The 17,472-nt window shown below is 73.1% G+C and carries 15 protein-coding genes; 8 read left to right on the forward strand and 7 right to left on the reverse strand.

The genetic code is table 11. The features are described from left to right. Positions 1-5: 5 nt before the first annotated feature. The 7 genes from ACF09C_RS11315 (at position 6) to ACF09C_RS11345 (ending at position 9,286) form a co-directional block, all read left to right on the forward strand. Complete coding sequence (locus tag ACF09C_RS11315) at positions 6-1,997, forward strand: tetratricopeptide repeat protein (RefSeq protein ID WP_392091103.1); 1,992 nt, start codon at positions 6-8, stop codon at positions 1,995-1,997. A 40-nt stretch (positions 1,998-2,037) separates the two neighbouring features. Further along, a complete protein-coding gene (locus tag ACF09C_RS11320; protein ID WP_392091104.1) occupies positions 2,038-2,502 on the forward strand; it encodes a hypothetical protein in 465 nt (154 codons plus the stop codon). Next, entirely contained in the window at positions 2,499-4,502 is a 2,004-nt protein-coding gene (locus ACF09C_RS11325) for a tetratricopeptide repeat protein (protein ID WP_392091105.1), read from the forward strand. Before ACF09C_RS11320 ends, ACF09C_RS11325 begins: the two co-directional genes overlap by 4 nt. 267 nt (positions 4,503-4,769) lie before the next feature. Beyond that, positions 4,770-6,041: an aspartate kinase gene (locus tag ACF09C_RS11330; RefSeq protein WP_392091107.1), complete on the forward strand. Its 1,272-nt coding sequence runs from the start codon at positions 4,770-4,772 to the stop codon at positions 6,039-6,041. Further along, complete coding sequence (locus tag ACF09C_RS11335; protein ID WP_392091108.1) at positions 6,038-7,108, forward strand: aspartate-semialdehyde dehydrogenase; 1,071 nt, start codon at positions 6,038-6,040, stop codon at positions 7,106-7,108. Before ACF09C_RS11330 ends, ACF09C_RS11335 begins: the two co-directional genes overlap by 4 nt. Positions 7,109-7,397: 289 nt before the next feature. Further along, complete coding sequence (locus ACF09C_RS11340) at positions 7,398-8,129, forward strand: SigE family RNA polymerase sigma factor (protein WP_392091109.1); 732 nt, start codon at positions 7,398-7,400, stop codon at positions 8,127-8,129. Beyond that, positions 8,126-9,286, forward strand: a complete 1,161-nt coding sequence (locus ACF09C_RS11345) for a hypothetical protein (protein WP_392091110.1) — start codon at positions 8,126-8,128, stop codon at positions 9,284-9,286. Before ACF09C_RS11340 ends, ACF09C_RS11345 begins: the two co-directional genes overlap by 4 nt. A gap of 107 nt (positions 9,287-9,393) precedes the next feature. On the opposite strand, the gene ACF09C_RS11350 is transcribed toward ACF09C_RS11345, so the two are convergent. From ACF09C_RS11350 to ACF09C_RS11365, 4 genes are all read right to left on the reverse strand, one after another. Then, a complete protein-coding gene (locus tag ACF09C_RS11350) occupies positions 9,394-10,134 on the reverse strand; it encodes an SURF1 family protein (protein WP_392091111.1) in 741 nt (246 codons plus the stop codon). A gap of 22 nt (positions 10,135-10,156) precedes the next feature. Beyond that, the gene (locus tag ACF09C_RS11355) at positions 10,157-11,989 is read right to left on the reverse strand and encodes a S9 family peptidase (protein WP_392091112.1); all 1,833 of its coding nucleotides are present in this window, start codon (positions 11,987-11,989) and stop codon (positions 10,157-10,159) included. Positions 11,990-12,086: 97 nt separating this feature from the next. Next, positions 12,087-12,371, reverse strand: a complete 285-nt coding sequence (locus ACF09C_RS11360; RefSeq protein WP_362414927.1) for a DUF6191 domain-containing protein — start codon at positions 12,369-12,371, stop codon at positions 12,087-12,089. 34 nt (positions 12,372-12,405) lie between these two features. Next, a complete protein-coding gene (locus ACF09C_RS11365) occupies positions 12,406-13,443 on the reverse strand; it encodes an Lrp/AsnC family transcriptional regulator (protein WP_392091113.1) in 1,038 nt (345 codons plus the stop codon). A gap of 135 nt (positions 13,444-13,578) precedes the next feature. Between ACF09C_RS11365 and ACF09C_RS11370 the strand changes: the two genes are divergently transcribed. Continuing rightward, positions 13,579-14,994: a tetratricopeptide repeat protein gene (locus tag ACF09C_RS11370; protein WP_392091114.1), complete on the forward strand. Its 1,416-nt coding sequence runs from the start codon at positions 13,579-13,581 to the stop codon at positions 14,992-14,994. Between the two features lie 17 nt (positions 14,995-15,011). On the opposite strand, the gene ACF09C_RS11375 is transcribed toward ACF09C_RS11370, so the two are convergent. The 3 genes from ACF09C_RS11375 to merB all read right to left on the reverse strand — a co-directional run bounded on the left by ACF09C_RS11375 (position 15,012) and on the right by merB (position 17,207). Next, a complete protein-coding gene (locus ACF09C_RS11375) occupies positions 15,012-15,245 on the reverse strand; it encodes a hypothetical protein (RefSeq protein ID WP_392091115.1) in 234 nt (77 codons plus the stop codon). A gap of 59 nt (positions 15,246-15,304) precedes the next feature. Next, a complete protein-coding gene (locus tag ACF09C_RS11380) occupies positions 15,305-16,324 on the reverse strand; it encodes a protein kinase (protein ID WP_392091116.1) in 1,020 nt (339 codons plus the stop codon). Between the two features lie 172 nt (positions 16,325-16,496). After that, the gene (gene merB / locus ACF09C_RS11385; RefSeq protein ID WP_392091117.1) at positions 16,497-17,207 is read right to left on the reverse strand and encodes an organomercurial lyase; all 711 of its coding nucleotides are present in this window, start codon (positions 17,205-17,207) and stop codon (positions 16,497-16,499) included. Between the last annotated feature and the right edge of the window lie 265 nt (positions 17,208-17,472).

The following is a 17,472-nucleotide window of genomic DNA, read 5'->3' on the forward strand; positions in this document are numbered from 1 at the left end:
GGGTTATGGGGGCGGCCGGGGCCGAGGCGTCCGGCGAGCGTTCGGTGGCGGCGGGCGGGGCGATCGGCCGCGTCAACACGGGTGACTTCGTCACGCAGGTGGAACGGGCGACGCTGCTGCCGCCTGAGGCGTTGCGGGTGGGCGCGTCCGGACTGGTCCATCTCCCGGAGCGGACGCGGCTGTTCGTGGGCCGCGAGCGCGAACTGGCCCTGCTAGACGCGGGATCGGGGGTCCAGGTCATCTGCGGCCTGGGCGGCATCGGCAAGTCGACGCTGGCGGCCCGCTGGGCGGCGGACCGGGTGGCCGACCACACGGTGGTCTGGTGGATCACGGCCGAGACCCCGGCGGAACTCGACGCGGGCCTCGCGGAACTCGCGCGGGCGATGCAGCCGTCGGTGGTGGGCGTCCTTCCCGAAGACGCCCTGCGCGAGCGGGCGTTGCAGTGGCTGGCGACGAACGAGGGCTGGCTCCTGGTCCTGGACAACGTCTCCGACCCGGCGGACCTGCGCCCCCTCCTGGCGAGGGCGGGGTCCGGCCGCGTCCTGGTCACGTCCAGGCGGGCGACGGGCTGGCAGGACATCGGGCGGGCGGTGGCGCTTGAGGTCCTGGACCCGGGGGAGGCGGCGGAACTCTTCAGGGGCGTGTGCGAGGCCGACGACGGACTCGACGCGCTCTGCGAGGAGTTGGGCTGCCTCCCGCTCGCGCTGAAGCAGGCGGCGGCGTACTGCGCGGAGGCCGGCATCACGCCACGTACGTACGCGGAACTGCTCGCCGCGTATCCGGCGGAGATGTTCGCGGCGACGACGGAGGGCGGCGAGGCGGCGCGGACGCTGGCGCGGGTGTGGCAGGTGACCCTGGACCGGCTGGGGGACACCCCTTTGGCGGTGACGTTGCTCCGGGTCATCGCCTGGTGGGCCCCCGAAGGCATCCCGCGCCGGCTTCTGGAGCCGCTGGGCACGCCCCTGGAGATCACGGAGGCCGTGCGACGCCTCGCCGCGCACAGCATGATCACGCTGCGGAACGGGGAGCTGGCCGTCCACCGGCTGGTGCAGGCGGTGGTCCGGGCGGACCTGGCGGAGCCCACGGCCCTGGCCCGTGAGCTCGCCGTCGCGCTCCTGTACGACGGCGTCTCGCTGGACGGGGCCGGTGTGGAACGGCAGGTGGCCGTCCACGCGGAGGCGCTGGCCGGTCACACTCCTCAGGCGGAGGACACCGACAGTGCGGCCATGCTGTTCTGGCTGGCCGGAACGTTCTTCGGGATGGACACGGCCATCAGCCGGTCCCGCCCGCTCTGTGAGCGGGCGGTGCACTCCCTGCGCAGGGTGCACGGCCCGGACCATCCGCACACGCTGGGCGCGGTGCAGAGCCTCGCCCTGACGATGAGGATGGCGGAGGGCGAGGACGCGTCGATCGACCTCCTGGCGGGCAACCTCGCCGACCGGCTGCGGGTCCAGGGTCCCGACGACCCGGACACCCTGCGAGCTCGCTGGTTCCTGGCCGAAGCCGTCCAGGGGCGCGACCCGGAGCGGGCGGAGGCACTGCTCACCGAGAACATCGAGCACAGCCGTCGTCTTCTCGGGCCCTCACACCCCCTGACGATCCAGGCACGGTACGCACTGCTCCAGACCCTCACCGGCCAGAACCCGGACGTGGCGGAGCTGGAGGCACTGGCGACGGAGGCAGAGCAGGCGGCCCCCGGGGATCCCCTCCTGGAGACCACCATCAAGCGCTCCCTGGCGCTGGCGCTCTCCGCCGCGGGGGAGACGGAGCGAGCCTTCTGCGTCGCAGAGGAGGTGACCGAGATGTCCCGGCGCATCGGCGGAGGAAACGACGCGCACATCTTCCTGTCGCGCCTCACCTCCGTCCATGTGCTGAACCAGGGCGCGCAGGAGCAACGCGATCGGGCTCAGGCCCTGGCGGCCGAACTGCTCGACGACTGCCTGCGGGTGCTCGGCGAGTGCTCGTTGACACAGCTCGTCCGGGAGGAGCTGGCCTGAGCCCCGCACGGCCTCGCAGCCGCGCTGTCATCATGGGCACATGGCGACGCGCGTGAACTCAAAGGCACTCCTCTGGACCGGCGTTGGCGTCGGTGTCGTCGGGCTCGGCGCGCTGATCGCCGTCGCGCTCACCGACCTCGGCAAGGCCGACCAGATCGCGAGCGTCACCGGGGCCGTGCTCGCCGCCGTGGGCATCGGGCTCACCCTCTGGGGCCAGTTCGGCCGGGGAGCCGCCGCACCTCAGGCGCCCGCGCCCGCGCCCCCGCCCAGCGTGACCGCCTCCGGCGCCGGCTCCGTCGCGGCGGGCGGCAGCATCGGGTCCGTGGCCACGGGCAGCGGTACGACCCCCGCGCAGGCACCCGCGCAGGCACCGGCACCGGCCCCCGCGCCGAACCCCGCTCCCAGCCCCACCCCGCCACCCGCGCAAGGGTCCGTCACGGCCTCAGGAGACCGCTCCGTGGCCGCGGGCGGGGACATCGGGAGCGTGTCGACGGGGGACGCGTGAGCGACAAGGGGCGCGGGGTCGAGGCCGCCGGGGACCGGGCCGTCGCGGCCGGCGGGAACATCGGGCGGGTCGCCACCGGTGACTACGTCACCCAGGTCGAGCGTGCGGTCCTGCTCCCGCCCGAGGCCCTCGCGCCCGCCGCATGTCCGGCCGGTCTTTCCAGGATCCCGCGCAAGGGCGTGCGGTTCGTCGGACGTGCACGCGAACTGGGGTGGCTGGACGATCACTTGGGCATCCCGGAGGACGGTGTCGTCATCCTCCGGGGCCTCGGCGGCGTCGGGAAGTCGACGCTCGCGGCGCACTGGGCGGCCCTGCGGGCCGAGGGCCATCGCCCCACGTGGTGGATCACCGCCGAGAGCCGCGCCGAACTCGACGCCGGGCTCGCCGACCTCGCCGGGGCGATGCAGCCCGCACTCATCGACGTACTCCCGAGGGCAGCCCTGTGCGAGCGGGCGTTGCACTGGCTGTCCACGCACGACGGGTGGCTGCTCGTGCTCGACAACGTCACCGAGGCCGCCGACGTCGAGCCGCTGCTCGCCCGGGTTTCCGGGCGCGGCCGGATCCTGATCACGACCAGGCAGGCGGCCGGCTGGGACGGTCTCGCCGAGGTTCTCGCGCTGACCGTGCCGGACGTGGACGACTCGTACGCGATGTTCGCGCAGACCGTCACCGGTCTCGGCCCCCGCGACAGCTACGACGTGCGCGTCCTCTGCGCCAGGCTCGGCCACCTGCCGCTCGCCGTCGCCCAGGCGGCCGCCTACTGCGCCGAGACGCGCACGTCGCCCGTCGAGTACCTCGACCAGCTGCGGCAGTACCCGGCGGACCTGTACGAGACGGCGCCCGGCGACGGGCAGCAGGCCGTCGCCTGGACCTGGCGGCTCACCCTGGACCGGCTCGCCGCGGCCGACCCCCTGACCGGGGTCATCCTCCGCGTCCTCGCCTGGTGGGGGCCCGACCGGATTCCCCGTGACCTCCTCGACCGGCTCGGTCCCGCGCCGCGTGTGCGCCGCGCGGTCGGCAGGCTCGCCGCGCACAGCATGGTCACGCTGCACGAGGACGGCGCCGTCTCCGTGCACCGGCTCGTCCAGGCCGTCGCGCGCATGGCGGACGGGGACGATCCGCACCGGCGTGCCGACGACATCGACGAGGCCCGCGCCCTCGCGGAGGAGGCGCTGATGTCCGCCCTGCCGCAGCACGTCGACAGCCGGGAGGAGTGGAGCGCCTGGCGCGTACTGCGCCCGCACGTCGAGACGTACGTCGGGCAGGCCGACCCGGCGACCGACACCGCGCGCACGGCCGCGCTGGTGCACCGAGGGGCGCAGTTCCTGGTGTCGGACCGGGACACGTGGGAGGCGGAGGACTGGTACGAGCGGGCGGTCGCCTGCCGGGAACGGGTGCTCGGCGCGGACCACCCCGAGACCGTCGCCGGCCGGGAGTGCCTTGCCGAGTGCCTGGGCATCAGTGGGGATCTGGAGCGGTCGGGCGAACTCCTGGCGCGGGTCGTCGCCGACCTGGAGCGGGTGCTGGGTGAGGACCGGGTGGAGACGCACGTGGCCCGGGGCAAGCTCGCGATCAACCGGCGCCATCTGGGGGACAAGGACGGCGCGGTCACGCTCCTCGAAGGGGCGCTGGCCGGGCTCGAACGGTTGCTGGGACCCGGCGACCGGGAGACGCTCCTGGTGCGGAGCAACCTCGGCATCGCCTACCAGGACGCCGGGCGCCTGGACGACGCGATCGCCCTCCAGGAGACGACCCTCCGCGAGCGGCGGAGCCTGCTCGGGCCCGACCACCCCGACACGCTGACCTCGCGGCTGAACCTGGTCGGGCTGTACGAGCTGGTGGGGGAGGTCGAGCGGGCGGTGGCCGAGTTCGACGCGCTGGTCGAGGACACGTTGGATGCGCTGGGGGAGGATCATCACTTCACCAGCCACCTGATGCACGTCTCGCCCCCGGGCGGGCATCGCAGGCCGCTCGGGTGGTTCCCCGGCCCGTTCTGCTGAGGTTCCCCGGCCCGTTCTGCCGAACCGGCCCCGGCTCGGCGCCCCACCCCTGTGAGTCCGCCCCACCCTGTGAGCCCCGCCACACCCCCGCGTACCCCCGCGCACCCCGGGCATGCGGTCTTCCACGGGCGGCCCGGGCTCCACGGTCGTGATCACGTCCTGAGCGGGACATCTCAGGATGCGATATACGGTCGGCGATTCCGGGCCGCTCGTTAAACTGAGCCGACCGCAGTGATGACTGCGGCTAAGACTGAGCGAGGAGCGCACGTGGGCCTTGTCGTGCAGAAGTACGGAGGCTCCTCCGTTGCCGATGCCGAAGGCATCAAGCGCGTCGCCAAGCGGATCGTGGAAGCCAAGAAGAACGGCCACCAGGTGGTCGTCGTGGTCTCCGCGATGGGCGACACGACGGACGAGTTGATCGATCTCGCCGAGCAGGTATCCCCGATGCCGGCCGGGCGTGAGTTCGACATGCTGCTGACCGCCGGAGAGCGGATCTCCATGGCCCTGCTGGCCATGGCGATCAAAAACCTGGGCCACGAGGCCCAGTCGTTCACGGGCAGCCAGGCCGGTGTCATCACCGACTCGGTCCACAACAAAGCGCGCATCATCGATGTCACGCCGGGCCGGATCCGTACCGCCCTCGACGAGGGCAACATCGCCATCGTCGCGGGCTTCCAGGGTGTGTCCCAGGACAAGAAGGACATCACCACGCTGGGCCGCGGCGGCTCCGACACGACCGCCGTCGCGCTGGCCGCCGCCCTCGACGCCGAGGTCTGTGAGATCTACACGGACGTCGACGGCGTCTTCACGGCCGACCCGCGGGTGGTGAAGAAGGCGAAGAAGATCGACTGGATCTCCTTCGAGGACATGCTGGAGCTCGCCGCCTCCGGCTCCAAGGTGCTGCTGCACCGCTGCGTCGAGTACGCACGTCGTTACAACATCCCGATCCACGTCCGCTCGTCCTTCTCGGGGCTGCAGGGCACCTGGGTCAGCAACGAGCCGCAAGGGGACCGCAAGGTGGAGCAGGCCATCATCTCGGGCGTCGCCCACGACACCTCCGAGGCGAAGATCACCGTCGTCGGCGTGCCGGACAAGCCGGGCGAGGCCGCGGCCATCTTCCGTGCCGTCGCGGACGCCGAGATCAACATCGACATGATCGTCCAGAACGTGTCGGCCGCGTCGACGGGTCTGACGGACATCTCCTTCACCCTCCCCAAGGCCGAGGGCCGCAAGGCCATCGACGCCCTGGAGCGGACGAAGACCGTCATCGGCTTCGACTCGCTGCGCTACGACGACCAGATCGGCAAGATCTCCCTGGTCGGCGCGGGCATGAAGACGAACCCGGGCGTCACCGCCGACTTCTTCAAGGCGCTCTCGGACGCCGGGGTGAACATCGAGCTGATCTCCACCTCGGAGATCCGTATCTCGGTCGTCACCCGCGCCGACGACGTCAACGAGGCCGTGCGCGCCGTGCACTCCGCCTTCGGCCTGGACAGCGACTCCGACGAGGCCGTCGTCTATGGAGGCACCGGACGATGACCGCCAAGCCGACGCTCGCGGTCGTCGGTGCGACCGGAGCCGTCGGTGCGGTCATGCTCCAGATGCTCACGCAGCACGCGGACGTCTGGGGTGAGATCCGACTCGTCGCCTCTCCCCGCTCGGCCGGCGCCAAGCTGGCCGTGCGGGGCGAGGAGACCGAGGTACTCGCGCTGAGCGAGGAGGCACTGGAAGGCGTCGACCTCGCGCTCTTCCTGGTGCCGGAGGACATCGCGGCGCGCTGGGCGCCGATCGCCGCCGCCAAGGGCGCGGTGGTGGTGGACACCTCGGCGGCGTTCCGGGGCGACCCGGACGTGCCGCTGGTGGTCCCCGAGATCAATCCGCACGCCGCACGGGTACGGCCCCGCGGCATCGTCGCGAGCCCCGGCTGCTCCACGCTCGCGCTGATCGTCGCCGTGGGTGCGCTGCACGCCGAATTCGGGCTCGGCGAGCTGGTGGTGACCGCCCAGCAGGCCGTGAGCGGGGGCGGGCACGCGGGCGTCGCCGCGCTGCGCGGGCAGCTCTCGCTGGTCGCGGGGACCGAACTGGGCACGCACCCCGGAGACGTCCGGCGGGCCGTCGGCGACGACACCGGGCCCTTCCCGGGGCCGGTCGCGCTCAACGTGGTGCCCTGGTCCGGCGTGCCGGCGGAGGACGGCTGGTCCTCCGAGGAGCTGGCCCTGCGCGCCGAGACCCGCAAGATCCTGGACCTTCCCGGGCTGCCCGTCGCCGCGACCTGCGTCCGCGTCCCGGTGGTGACCGCCCACTCGATCTCCGTGCACGCGCGGTTCGAGCGGCCGGTGAGCGTCGGGCGGGCGCACGAGATCCTGGCGACCTCCCCCGGCGTGGTCCTCTTCGACGACCCCGCCTCGGGCGCCTTCCCGACGCCGGCCGACGTCGTCGGTACCGACCCGGTCTGGGTGGGGCGGGTGCGCCGTTCGATGGACGACGAGCGGGCGCTCGAGTTCTTCGTCTGCGGCGACAACCTCCGCAAGGGCGCGGCGCTGAACGCCGTACAGATCGCGGAGTCGATCATTCGCCCGGAGCGTCCGGAAATCGACGACGGTTGATCGTTCGACTTTGTAGGATCTGTGAAAGACCTGTGAGCAAGTCGGCTCCAGATGCCCCTTGAACTGGGGTGACGCCATGTTCGACGATGCTCTTCACCCTTGCCGCAACCGCCAGTTGGGCCAGGGCGTCTCTTAGCGCACCCATGGGGTGTGCCGGTGGCGTGTCGCAAAACAGGCTGTGAATACGGGGCATTGGGGATGAACGAGTACGCATGAGGGCAATAGGGGCACCGTCAAGAACGGTGGCGTACTCGTACAACCCTGACGGGGGGAAGCGTGTCCAACAGACGTGGCAGAGGTACTCGATATCGCGGCGGTCGTCCCGCTCCGCGGCACGTTCACGGTTCCGGCACGCGCCGGCAGCGGCCTGGGCGGTGGCGTCCCTGTGGTGCGCCCGCTCCGGCAGCCGCGCCCGCGTCCGGCGACCGGCGGCATGCCGGTGATCGCCCCCATGCCCGCGGGGACCAGGGCGGCCGGTGTGAACGGCATACCCGCGCCCCGCGAGAGCGCTGACGGCATCGTGTCCGCGGGCACCTCCGTCGATCACCTGACCGAGACCTACCGAGCGCACTACCGCTCGCTGCTCGGTCTCGCCGCGCTGCTCCTCGACGACACGGCCTCCTGCGAGGACGTGGTCCAGGAGGCGTTCATCCGCGTCCACTCCGCGCGCAAACGGGTCCGTGACCCGGAGAAGACCCTGGCCTACCTGCGCCAGACGGTCGTCAACCTCTCGCGCTCGGCGCTGCGCCGCCGCATCCTCGGGCTGAAGCTGCTGTCCAAGCCGATGCCCGACATGGCGAGCGCGGAGGAGGGCGCGTACGACCAGCTGGAGCGTGACGCCCTCATCAAGGCGATGCGCGGACTTCAGCGGCGGCAGCGCGAGGTGCTCGTCCTGCGATACTTCGCGGACATGACGGAGGCCCAGGTGGCCGAGACCCTCGGGATATCCCTGGGGTCGGTGAAGGCGTACGGCTCGCGTGGCATCGCGGCGCTGCGCGTCGCGATGGAGGCGACGGCATGAGCTCCGGCGGTACGAGTTCCGGTGGTACGAGCGGACTGCCCGACGGTGAACGCGACGACATGGGACACGGGATTGTGAACGACGGGCCGGACAACGAGCGGGCCGACGGCCACGACGAACTCTTCGACGGCGACGAACTGGCGCTGCGGCGGCTGCTGCACGGCGCCGTGGGCGACCTCCAGCCCTCCGACGGCGCCCTCGACCATCTGCGCCGGGCCGTCCCCGCGCGGCGCACCCGCAAGCGCCAGGCCGTCGTCGGCTTCGCCGCGGCCGCCGTGCTGCTGGGCACGGCCGTGCCCGCCCTCGTGCACGTCGCGGGCTCCGGCGGCCTCACCGCCGACCAGGCCATCAACGCCGGCCACGGCGAACAGGCCCAGGGCGGCACCGGCTCGGAGACCGGCGTCGAGGGCGGCGGGCAGGGCGCGGGCAAGCCGAGCGGCACCGCGGCCCCGAGCCAGGGCGCGGCCGCAGGCGGGGGCGAGGCGGAGGACGCCGTCAACGGCGCCACCGGCAGCGGCCCCAGCTCCTCGGCGGGCTCCCTTCCGGTCTGCGAGGCCGGGCAGCTGGCCGTCGGCTCGGCGCAGTCCGGCGGCCCCGACGCCCAGGGGAAGGTCTACGGCACCTTCCGCATCTCCAACATCTCCGGCAAGGAGTGCGTGGTCAGCGGCGACGGCACGATCGACTTCCAGGCGCGCGGCGCGGCCGACCCGTCGAAGATCTCGGTCGTCGCGCACACCGCCGGTGACGCGGCGAGCGGACTGCCCGACCCCTCGCAGGAGTCGTCCACGCTGCTCCTGAAGCCGGACAACGCCTACGAGGTGAAGTTCGCCTGGGTCCCGGCGTCGACCTGTCCCACCACGGGCACCACCCCGGACCCCGGCCCCGGCCCGGACCCGACCCCCACGCCGACCCCGACGCCGACCCCGACCCCGACCAAGGACGGCGAGGGTACGTCGACCGGGGCCTCGGGCGGCTCGACCGGCTCGGGTGAATCCGCCGAGGGCACGGCTCCGCAGTTCGTCCTGGACGGCACGCCCGCCGACGGCAGCGTCTCGATCAGCCACACGGCCGAGCCGGGCGCCCCGCAGGCGGCCACCACCATCCCGAACGCCTGCGCGGGCACCATCTACCGCACGGGCGTCCTGGACGCGTCCTGACCGGTGCCCTACGGCAGCCGGGCACGAGCCCGGCGCCGAGGGGCGCCGAGGGGCGCAGAGGGGCGCAGAGGGGCGCAGAGGGGCGCCGAGGGGCCCGGAGGGGTTCCCTACAGCCCCAGCGCCTCGTCGCGCTGGGCCTCCACCTCGCGGCGCAGCAGCCGGAACCACATGAAGAGGACGAAGCCCGCGAAGACGAACCACTCCGCGGTGTAGCCGAGGTTCTGGAACGCCTTCAGGTCCAGTGAGGTCCCCGCCGCGGCCGTCGCCGGGACGGGGGTGAGCCCGGCGGGGGAGTCCGTGAGCGTGACCCACGCGTCGTAGACCTCGTCGGGGACCAGGTTGACCAGCGAACCGGCACTGATCATGGCGAGCTGCCCCTCGGGCAGACCACCGGCCGCGTGGACGCCCTTCGTGCCCGCGGTCTCCGACGCCTGGAGCGAGCCGACCACCGTGACCTCGCCCGACGGCGGGGCCGGTGCCTTCGCGCCGGCCGGCAGCCAGCCCCGTACCACCGGCAGGGACTTGCCGGCGTCCGTCTTCAGGAGCGTCAGGACGTAACTGCCCGCGCGTCCGTCCAGCTCACGGTCGGGCACCAGGAACTGCTGGTCGTACCGGCCGCTCACCTCCGCGTGCCGGCCCGAGGTCTCCTTGTCCACGGGCAGCAGCGAGGCCAGCGGCTCGGTCTTCAGCGTGCCCGGGTCGGGGGCCCGCTCCGCCTCCCGGTGGGAGTCGACACGGTCCTCGAACTTCCCCATCTGCCACGTCCCCATGAACAGGCAGAACGGGATCGCCAACAGGACGAAGACGTTGATCCCCCACCAGCGGGGCGTTCTCAGGAACCGGTACACCCCTCCACGGTACGCAGCCGCCTCACCCCTCGACCGGCCGGGTCCCCAGGTGACGCGCCGCGAACGCCAGCTCCTGGCGGACCTGCTTGATCCGCTCCTCCACCACCAGCGAGCCGTGCCCCGCGTCGTACCGGTACACCTCGTGGACCGCGTCCCGGGCGGCCAGCCGGTCCACGTAGTTGTCGATCTGGCGGATCGGGCAGCGCGGGTCGTTGACCCCCGCCGAGATGTACACGGGGGCCGTGACCCGGTCCACGTACGTCAGCGGCGACGAGGCCTCGAACCGGTCCGGCACCTCCTCGGGCGAGCCGCCGAAGAGCGTCCGGTCCAGCGCCTTCAGGGCCTCCATCTCGTCGGCGTACGCCGTCACGTAGTCGGCGACCGGGACGGCGGCGAGCCCCAACGACCACGCCCCGGGCTGGGTGCCGAGCCCGAGCAGCGTCAGATACCCGCCCCACGAGCCGCCCGCCAGGACCAGCTTCGAGGGATCGGCGAACCCCGAGTCCACCGCCCACGCGCGGACCGCCGCGATGTCCTCCAGCTCGATCAGGCCGACGCGGTGCTTGAGCGCGTCCGTCCACTCCCGGCCGTAACCGGTCGAGCCGCGGTAGTTGACCCGGACCACCGCGTACCCGTGGTCGAGCCAGGCCGCCGGGCCCGAGGCGAAGGCGTCGCTGTCGTGCCAGGTGGGTCCGCCGTGCACCTCGAAGACCGTCGGGAACGGGCCCTCGCCCTCGGCCGGCCGCTGCACGAGGGCGTGGATCCGGCCGCCCGGGCCCTCCACCCACACGTCCTCCACCGGCACCGAACCGGGCGCCCGCTGCCCCGGCGGGTCGAGCACGACGCCGCCGGACGTCGAGCGCACGCTCGCCGGCTCGGCGGCCGAGGACCACAGGAACTCGACGCTGCCGTCGGGGCGGGCCGTGGCCTCCGACACCGAACCGGCCGGGGTCTCCACCCGGACCAGGGCGCCCGTCGCGATGTCGTACCGCCACAGCTCGCTGCGCGCCTCGAAGCTGTGGACGATCAGCAGGCCCGTCCCGTCCACGTACCACTCCGCCGCCACGTCGCCCGGCAGGTCGAGGCGCAGGTCGGTCTCCCGGCCCGTCGCCACGTCCCAGAGCATCGGCTCCCAGCGGCCCCGCCGCTGGTGGCCGACGAGCAGCCGGGTGTCCCCGTCCACCGGCGCGAAGCCGAGCACGGAGAGCCCCAGCTCCTTCGTGCCGCCCTTGGAGTCGTCCAGCTCCGCCACCACCGAGGAGTCCTCGGTGCGCAGCACCCGCAGCGCCTCGTGCATCGCGTCGCCGTGCTCGGTGTGCTCGATCACCAGGAGCGAACCGTCGTGCGAGAGGTCGCCCACCCCGGCCGACTCCGGGTGCCGGTAGATCTCGACGGGCGCCGCTCCGTCCCGTACGAGATGGATCGTCGAGCCCTCCTCGTCCGTCGAGCGGCCGACGACCACCGTGCCCTCCCGGCCGATCGCGAGCCCCGCCGGATAGGACGGCGCGAGCCCGGGCACCGCGGGCTCGTCCGCCCCGCCCTCGAAGGGCTGGCGCATCCAGACCCCGAACTCGTCGCCGTCCTTGTCCGAGAACCACCAGATCCACCGCCCGTCCGGCGACAGCGTGCCGTCCGTCGTCCCGTTCGGCCGGTCGGTGACCTGGCGCTGGGCGCCGGTCGCCCGGTCCCAGGCGTACAGCTCGTACGTCCCCGTCGCGTTGGACACGAACAGCGAACGATCGGGGGCCTCCTCGGCCCACTCGGGCAGGGAGACGCGCGGGGCACGGAACCGCTGCTCCCAGGCGGGGACGGCGCGGAGGTCGGGGGTGGCGGTCTTCTCGTTGCTCTCGGTCATGCCCCCCATCATGCTCCGAACGGCGGACATTCCGGCGCCCGCGTCCGCAGCCTGTGGATAACTCGGTGCAGTGGATGACTCAGGGCATGCGGATGGCTCAGGGCATGCGGATGACCGCGCGTCCGCCCGCCAGATCCACCGTCGAGCGGTGCGGCGGCGCGCCGTCCTCCTCGTCGTCGCGCAGGACGAGGGCGCTCTGCCGCTCCTTCAGCTCGTTCTGCTTGCCCTGCGAGAAGGTGGCGTGCAGCTGCTCGAAACCGGTCGACGACACCTGGCCCGTCCGCCGTCCGCGCCCGGTCATGCGCAGGATCTGGTCGGCGAAGGCGACCACGGTCAGCAGGATGACAAGACCCGGCAGCGTCACGAACACGGCGAACTCCATGCGCCCCATTGTCCGGCGGTGGTCCGCGCCCCGGCTACCCCTCCGCCGAAGGCAGGCCGGCCGGGCGGACGTGGTGCGTGCGGCGGCCGTCGGGGCCCAGGACCTGGGCGCCGAGCTTGTGGACACGCAGGGAGAGGACCGTACCCGTGATGCGCAGCCCCGGCACGGCCCGGGCGACCGCCGCCGTCACGTCGTTCAGCTCGTCGACCGAGCGCAGCCACACCCCCGCGCTCAGGTTGTGCGGCCCGGTCACCGAGGTGACCAGCCGGGTCTGCCGCAGCCGCCCCACGGCCGCCGATGCCGACGCGGCCTCCAGGGGCGGCACGTCCGCCTTGACCAGCGCGAACACCGGGCGCCCCGAGAAGCGGGGGGCCGGCTTGCAGTGGTGGAACAGCGCCCCGCCCGTCGCGAGGGCCTCCAGCCTGCGGCGCACGGTCGACTCGCTCGTACCGACCTGGCGGGCGAGCTCGGCGGCGCTGATCCGGGCGTCCCCGGCCAGCGCGGAGACGATCCTGCGGTCGGCGTCCGTGAACCGGTGGGGCTTGCGCCCGGGGCCCGCCACCGGCCCGGTGAGTTCCGTGAGCCGATGCGCCTGCTGGGGCGTCAGCTGGTCGAGCTGTCGGCCGTTGCGGAGCGGATGCATCCGGGTGATCACCTGCGTACGGGACCGGATCACGCCCGGCAGCCCCTGGACGCGCCGCACCAGGTACTCGTCCAGGGCCACCAGGTCGGGGCAGGTCACCAGGAGCACCAGGTCGGTGTCCCCGGTGACCTGGTGGACGCTGTGGGTCTGCGGGTCCCGCGCGAGTTCGACGGCGGTGTCCTCGGACCGCCCGGCGGCGCAGTCCACCTCCACCCAGGCGTAGAGGGCGAGGGCGGAGGCGTGGTACCGCGCCAGGAGGCCGGCCCACGCGTAACCGCCCGAGGTGAGCTGCTCCCAGCGCCGCGCGAGCGTGTCGGGGCTGGTGCCGACGACCGCCGCGAGGTCCGTCCACGTGGCACGGGGTGCCAGCTGCAATGCGTGGATGAGCGCCAGATCCGCCTCTCCCAGGACGGATTCCCCGGTACGCATTTCCCTCCCTGGCCGTTCTCCGGCAAACCGCCGGTGCCTGCGCCACGGCGCCCCAGGATGGCCCGAGGCACTGGCATTCAAACCGTAAGAGCTGTGAAAAGCCATGAAGCGAGACTCAAGGCAGGGGCCGTAGCGATGGGGGACACAGAGCGTCCGGGCATCAGGACGGCGGGCAGTGAACGGGATCTCCGGGCGGTACGCGCGCGCCTGCGCGAGGGCCCGGCCCCGTGGTCGACCGCCGAGCAACTGGCCGCGGCCGACGCCGGATACGCGGCCTGCGACCGCGCCGAACAGCTCCTCTGGGAGCGACTGTCCGTCTTCGAGGGCGCCTTCGGCCCGGAGGCGGTACGGGAGGTCTGCGCGTCGGGCGCGCTGCCCGCCTCCGAGATCCTCGGGGTCCTCGACCGCCTCGCTCCGCTCGCGCTGCTGCCCGTCGAGGGCGCCGGCGGCCGACCCGGTTACTGGATGCCCCACCCGATGCGGGCCGTCGGAGCCCGCAGGCTCACCGAGCGCGGGGACCGCTGGGCCGTCGTCCTGCACCACCGCAGGTGGTACGTGAAGGTCGCCCGGCGGGCCGCCGACTGGTGGCACGGCGGACGGCAGGAGGACGCCCGCGCGCTCGCGCTGCGCGAACTCCCCGACCTGACCGCCGCCATGGACCCGACGACCGCCCCGCTGTCGCCCTCGGCAGAGGCGGACTCGGCGGTGGAGATCGCCGTCTCGCTCTGGTTCCTCTGGATCGCCTGCGGGCGGGTCGTCGAGGGCCTGACACGGCTGCGGCACGCCATGGCCCAGCACCCAGGACCGCTGCCGGCCCGAGCGCTCTGGCTGGCCGCCTTCCTCGAACTGGAGGCCGGCCGCCCGGAGGACGCCGACCCCCTGCTCGTCCAGGCCTGGGCCGCCGCCGTGCGCGAGGGCGACGACCGCTGCCTGGGCCTCCTGGCCCATCTGCGGGGCTCCACGGCCCTGTTCCAGGGGCGTACGGAGGCCGCGGCGGCGGAGTTCCGCGAGGCCCTGAACACCATCGGCGACCATCCCGAGGTGGGCCCGAGCCGGGAGGCCGTGTGGGCGGCGCTCGCGCTCGCCCTGATCCGCACCGACCCGGAGGCGGCCCAGGAGGCCCTCGACCGCGCCGCGGTCCTGAACTGGACCGGCCGCGACCTCATGGCCGAGGCCTGGACGTCCTACGCCCGTGCCGAAATCCACTTCTGGGAGGGCGATCCGTTACGCGCCGAACGGCACGCGCTCCGCGCCCTGCGCACCCACCTCGGACTCGGCGGCGTCGTCGGGGCGACCTGCGCGGCCGAACTCGTCGCCCGCCTGCGGATCCTCGCCGGCCGCCCGAAGGACGCGGCCCATCTGCTGGGCGCCGTGGACCTGTTGCGGAGGTCCGCCTTCGACGACTCGTACAGCGCCGCCCCGTTCTGCGCCCCGGCGCGCCGGCACAGCGACAGCGCGCTCCGCGAGGCGCTACCGGCCCGGGAGCTGACCCGGGCGTACGAGGAAGGCGCCCGCCGGGGCCTGGAGGCACTGGCGCACGAGGCGCCGTGAGGGCCTCGGCGCCGATGTCAGTTCTGGGCCCGCTCGGAACCGGCTTCCGGCCCCGGAGACTGCCCGGCCGTGCGCTCGGCCGACCCGTCGTGGCCCTTCGCCGTGCGACCGCGCCGTACGACGGCGGTGCCGATGGCCCCCGCGACGGCGGCGGCGCCGACCCCGAGGGCGAGGGCGGACGGGCCGGAGTCGGAGACGACCTCGGCGGGAACGGTGGCCGCCGCCTCGGCGGCTGTCCGGAGGGGGTGCATGTCCCCAGGGGACCGGACCGCCCCACCCCGGGCCACCCGGCGACCCCCGTTCGGGTCACTCAGGACATCCAGGCCATGCCGATCAGGAGGAAGACGACGAAGGCTATGCCGCCGGCGACGGCCGCGGTCTTCCGGGGCCGCCGCCGGGAGAGGGCGGCGAGCCCGCTCTCCGCGCGCCGCGCCTGGCGCCGCGACGTGGACCGGGGCGCGGACCGGGGCACGGTCTGTGCCGCACGCGGCGGCTGAGCCTGATTCCGCGGCTGAGTCTGATTCCGCGGCTGAGTCTGACTCCGCGGCTGAGCCGGAGGAAGCGGGTGCTCCCGCCAGGCACCGGAGGTGAACCAGTCGGCGATCGCCTGGGCCGGAGGTCTCTGTTCGGGCTCCTTGGCCAGCATGGAGAGGAGGTACGCCTCGAACGCCGCGGGCAGCCCCACTCCGAGCTGCCTGGGCGGCGCGGGAGGCGTGTCGATGTGCTGGTAGAGCAGGGAGGTGGCGGTGTCGCCCTGGAACGGGGGCCGTCCGGTGAGCAGTTGGTACAGCACGCAGCCGAGCGAGTACACGTCGGAGGCCGGCGAGGCGGCCCGGCCGAGCGCCCGCTCGGGGGCGAGGTAGAGGCCGGTGCCGACGATCTGGCCCGTGGTCGTGAGCGCGGCGGACGGGTCGTCGACGAACCGGGCGATCCCGAAGTCGGCGAGTTTCACGGTCCCGTCGCCGTCGAGCAGCAGGTTCCCGGGCTTGATGTCCCGGTGCACGACCCCTTCCCGGTGCGCGGCGGCGAGCCCGGCTGCGGCGTGACCGGCGACGACGGCCACCCGCTCGGCGGGCAGCACCAGGGGCGGTGCTCCGCGTTCGGAGGCGAGGCTGGATCCTTCGACCAACTCCATGACGAGGAACAGCTTTCCGTCCCACGTACCGAAGTCGAAGACACCGACGACGTGCGGGTGGCTGAGCCGCGCGGCGGTCTGCGCCTCAAGACGGAACCGCTCGCCCGCGGAGGGGTCGTGCTCGTGCCCGAGCATCAACTTCACGGCCACGGACCGCCCGAGCACCTCGTCCGTGGCCTGCCACACCTCGCCCATGCCGCCGCGGCCGACACACGTATGAAGCCGATATCGGTCCGCGACCAGCAATTGAGACCCAGCCTTTCGACGGTCGACGACCTGGTCGACACCTGACAGCAGCACGCACCGCCGTAACAGCGTAGAGCCGCTTGATCGACTTCCCGCACACGCCCCGGTCTCCGGACACTCCCTAGTCGGGCAGCCCCCAGAAGGCTCCGTGCAGACCGACCTCGGCGAAGTAGGCGGCGGCGGAGGCGGGGTCGCGGCGGGTGTAGCCCGGGTGGAGGCGTCCGGTGTACCAGTCACCGGCGAAGCGCCAGAGGGTGTCGAGCCCCATGACGTAGCCGCGTTCCTGTCCGGTCCGCCGCAGCCACGTGTCGACACACGTCTCGGAACAGAACAGCCGCTGGTTGCCGCAGGTGCGCAGCACGTCGTCCCAGGCGTGCGCCATGGGCACGAGGAAGTGGGCCACTTGCCCGCCTTCCGGCGGCGCCTCCCGGCCGACGACCCAGGCGTGCGGGGCGTCGCAGGCCGGGCAGCGGGTGGCGACCAGGACGTCGGGCTCGTCGTCCAGCAGGTGCGGCAGGGCGAACGAGTCCCAGGCACAGCCGCCCCACCACAGCGTGTGCGCCCCCATCACGGAGAACCCGAGCGGCACGGCCGCGAAGGGGTGCGCCAGGACGACCCGGTCGCCGTCCTCCGGATCCAGTACAAGATCACGGCTCTCGTGCAGCCGGCGCAGCTCCCGCCGCACCTCCTCGCCGCTCAGCCGGGTGAGCCCGGCAAGCTCGGCCACGCCCGGGGCGACCCCGGCCCGCGCGAACCCGTGATAGACGGCCAGCCGAACCCGCTCGGTCCCACTCAGATGCGACGCGGGCGCGGTCGAGACGTTCCCACCCATGCCGTGGCTCCTTCCCGATGGCGCCCCCACGCCCAGGAAACCACTCAGGGGCCCGACCCGCTCGCGCGGATCAGGCCCCTGACCTGGTATTTCAGCTGTCGGGGTGGCGGGATTTGAACCCACGACCTCTTCGTCCCGAAGAACGTCCGACCTGGCTCGTGGGCTGGCCATCATCGCAAACGGGCAGGTCAGGGCATTGGTTGCCGTTGGTCTGACCTGTCCTCGGTAGCGCTCTGGGGGAAGATCATCTCCCAGATTTCTCCCA

Source organism: Streptomyces sp. NPDC014870 (genome assembly GCF_043081505.1).
GTDB lineage: Bacteria > Actinomycetota > Actinomycetes > Streptomycetales > Streptomycetaceae > Streptomyces.

Coding starts and splice junctions, on each gene's coding strand:
- ACF09C_RS11315 (WP_392091103.1), top strand. CDS start 6: ATGGGGGCGGCCGGGGCCGAGGCGTCCGGCGAGCGTTCGGTGGCGGCG.
- ACF09C_RS11320 (WP_392091104.1), top strand. CDS start 2,038: ATGGCGACGCGCGTGAACTCAAAGGCACTCCTCTGGACCGGCGTTGGC.
- ACF09C_RS11335 (WP_392091108.1), top strand. CDS start 6,038: ATGACCGCCAAGCCGACGCTCGCGGTCGTCGGTGCGACCGGAGCCGTC.
- ACF09C_RS11345 (WP_392091110.1), top strand. CDS start 8,126: ATGAGCTCCGGCGGTACGAGTTCCGGTGGTACGAGCGGACTGCCCGAC.
- ACF09C_RS11355 (WP_392091112.1), bottom strand. CDS start 11,989: ATGACCGAGAGCAACGAGAAGACCGCCACCCCCGACCTCCGCGCCGTC.
- ACF09C_RS11360 (WP_362414927.1), bottom strand. CDS start 12,371: ATGGAGTTCGCCGTGTTCGTGACGCTGCCGGGTCTTGTCATCCTGCTG.
- ACF09C_RS11365 (WP_392091113.1), bottom strand. CDS start 13,443: ATGCGTACCGGGGAATCCGTCCTGGGAGAGGCGGATCTGGCGCTCATC.
- ACF09C_RS11370 (WP_392091114.1), top strand. CDS start 13,579: ATGGGGGACACAGAGCGTCCGGGCATCAGGACGGCGGGCAGTGAACGG.
- ACF09C_RS11375 (WP_392091115.1), bottom strand. CDS start 15,245: ATGCACCCCCTCCGGACAGCCGCCGAGGCGGCGGCCACCGTTCCCGCC.
- ACF09C_RS11380 (WP_392091116.1), bottom strand. CDS start 16,324: ATGGGCGAGGTGTGGCAGGCCACGGACGAGGTGCTCGGGCGGTCCGTG.
- merB (WP_392091117.1), bottom strand. CDS start 17,207: ATGGGTGGGAACGTCTCGACCGCGCCCGCGTCGCATCTGAGTGGGACC.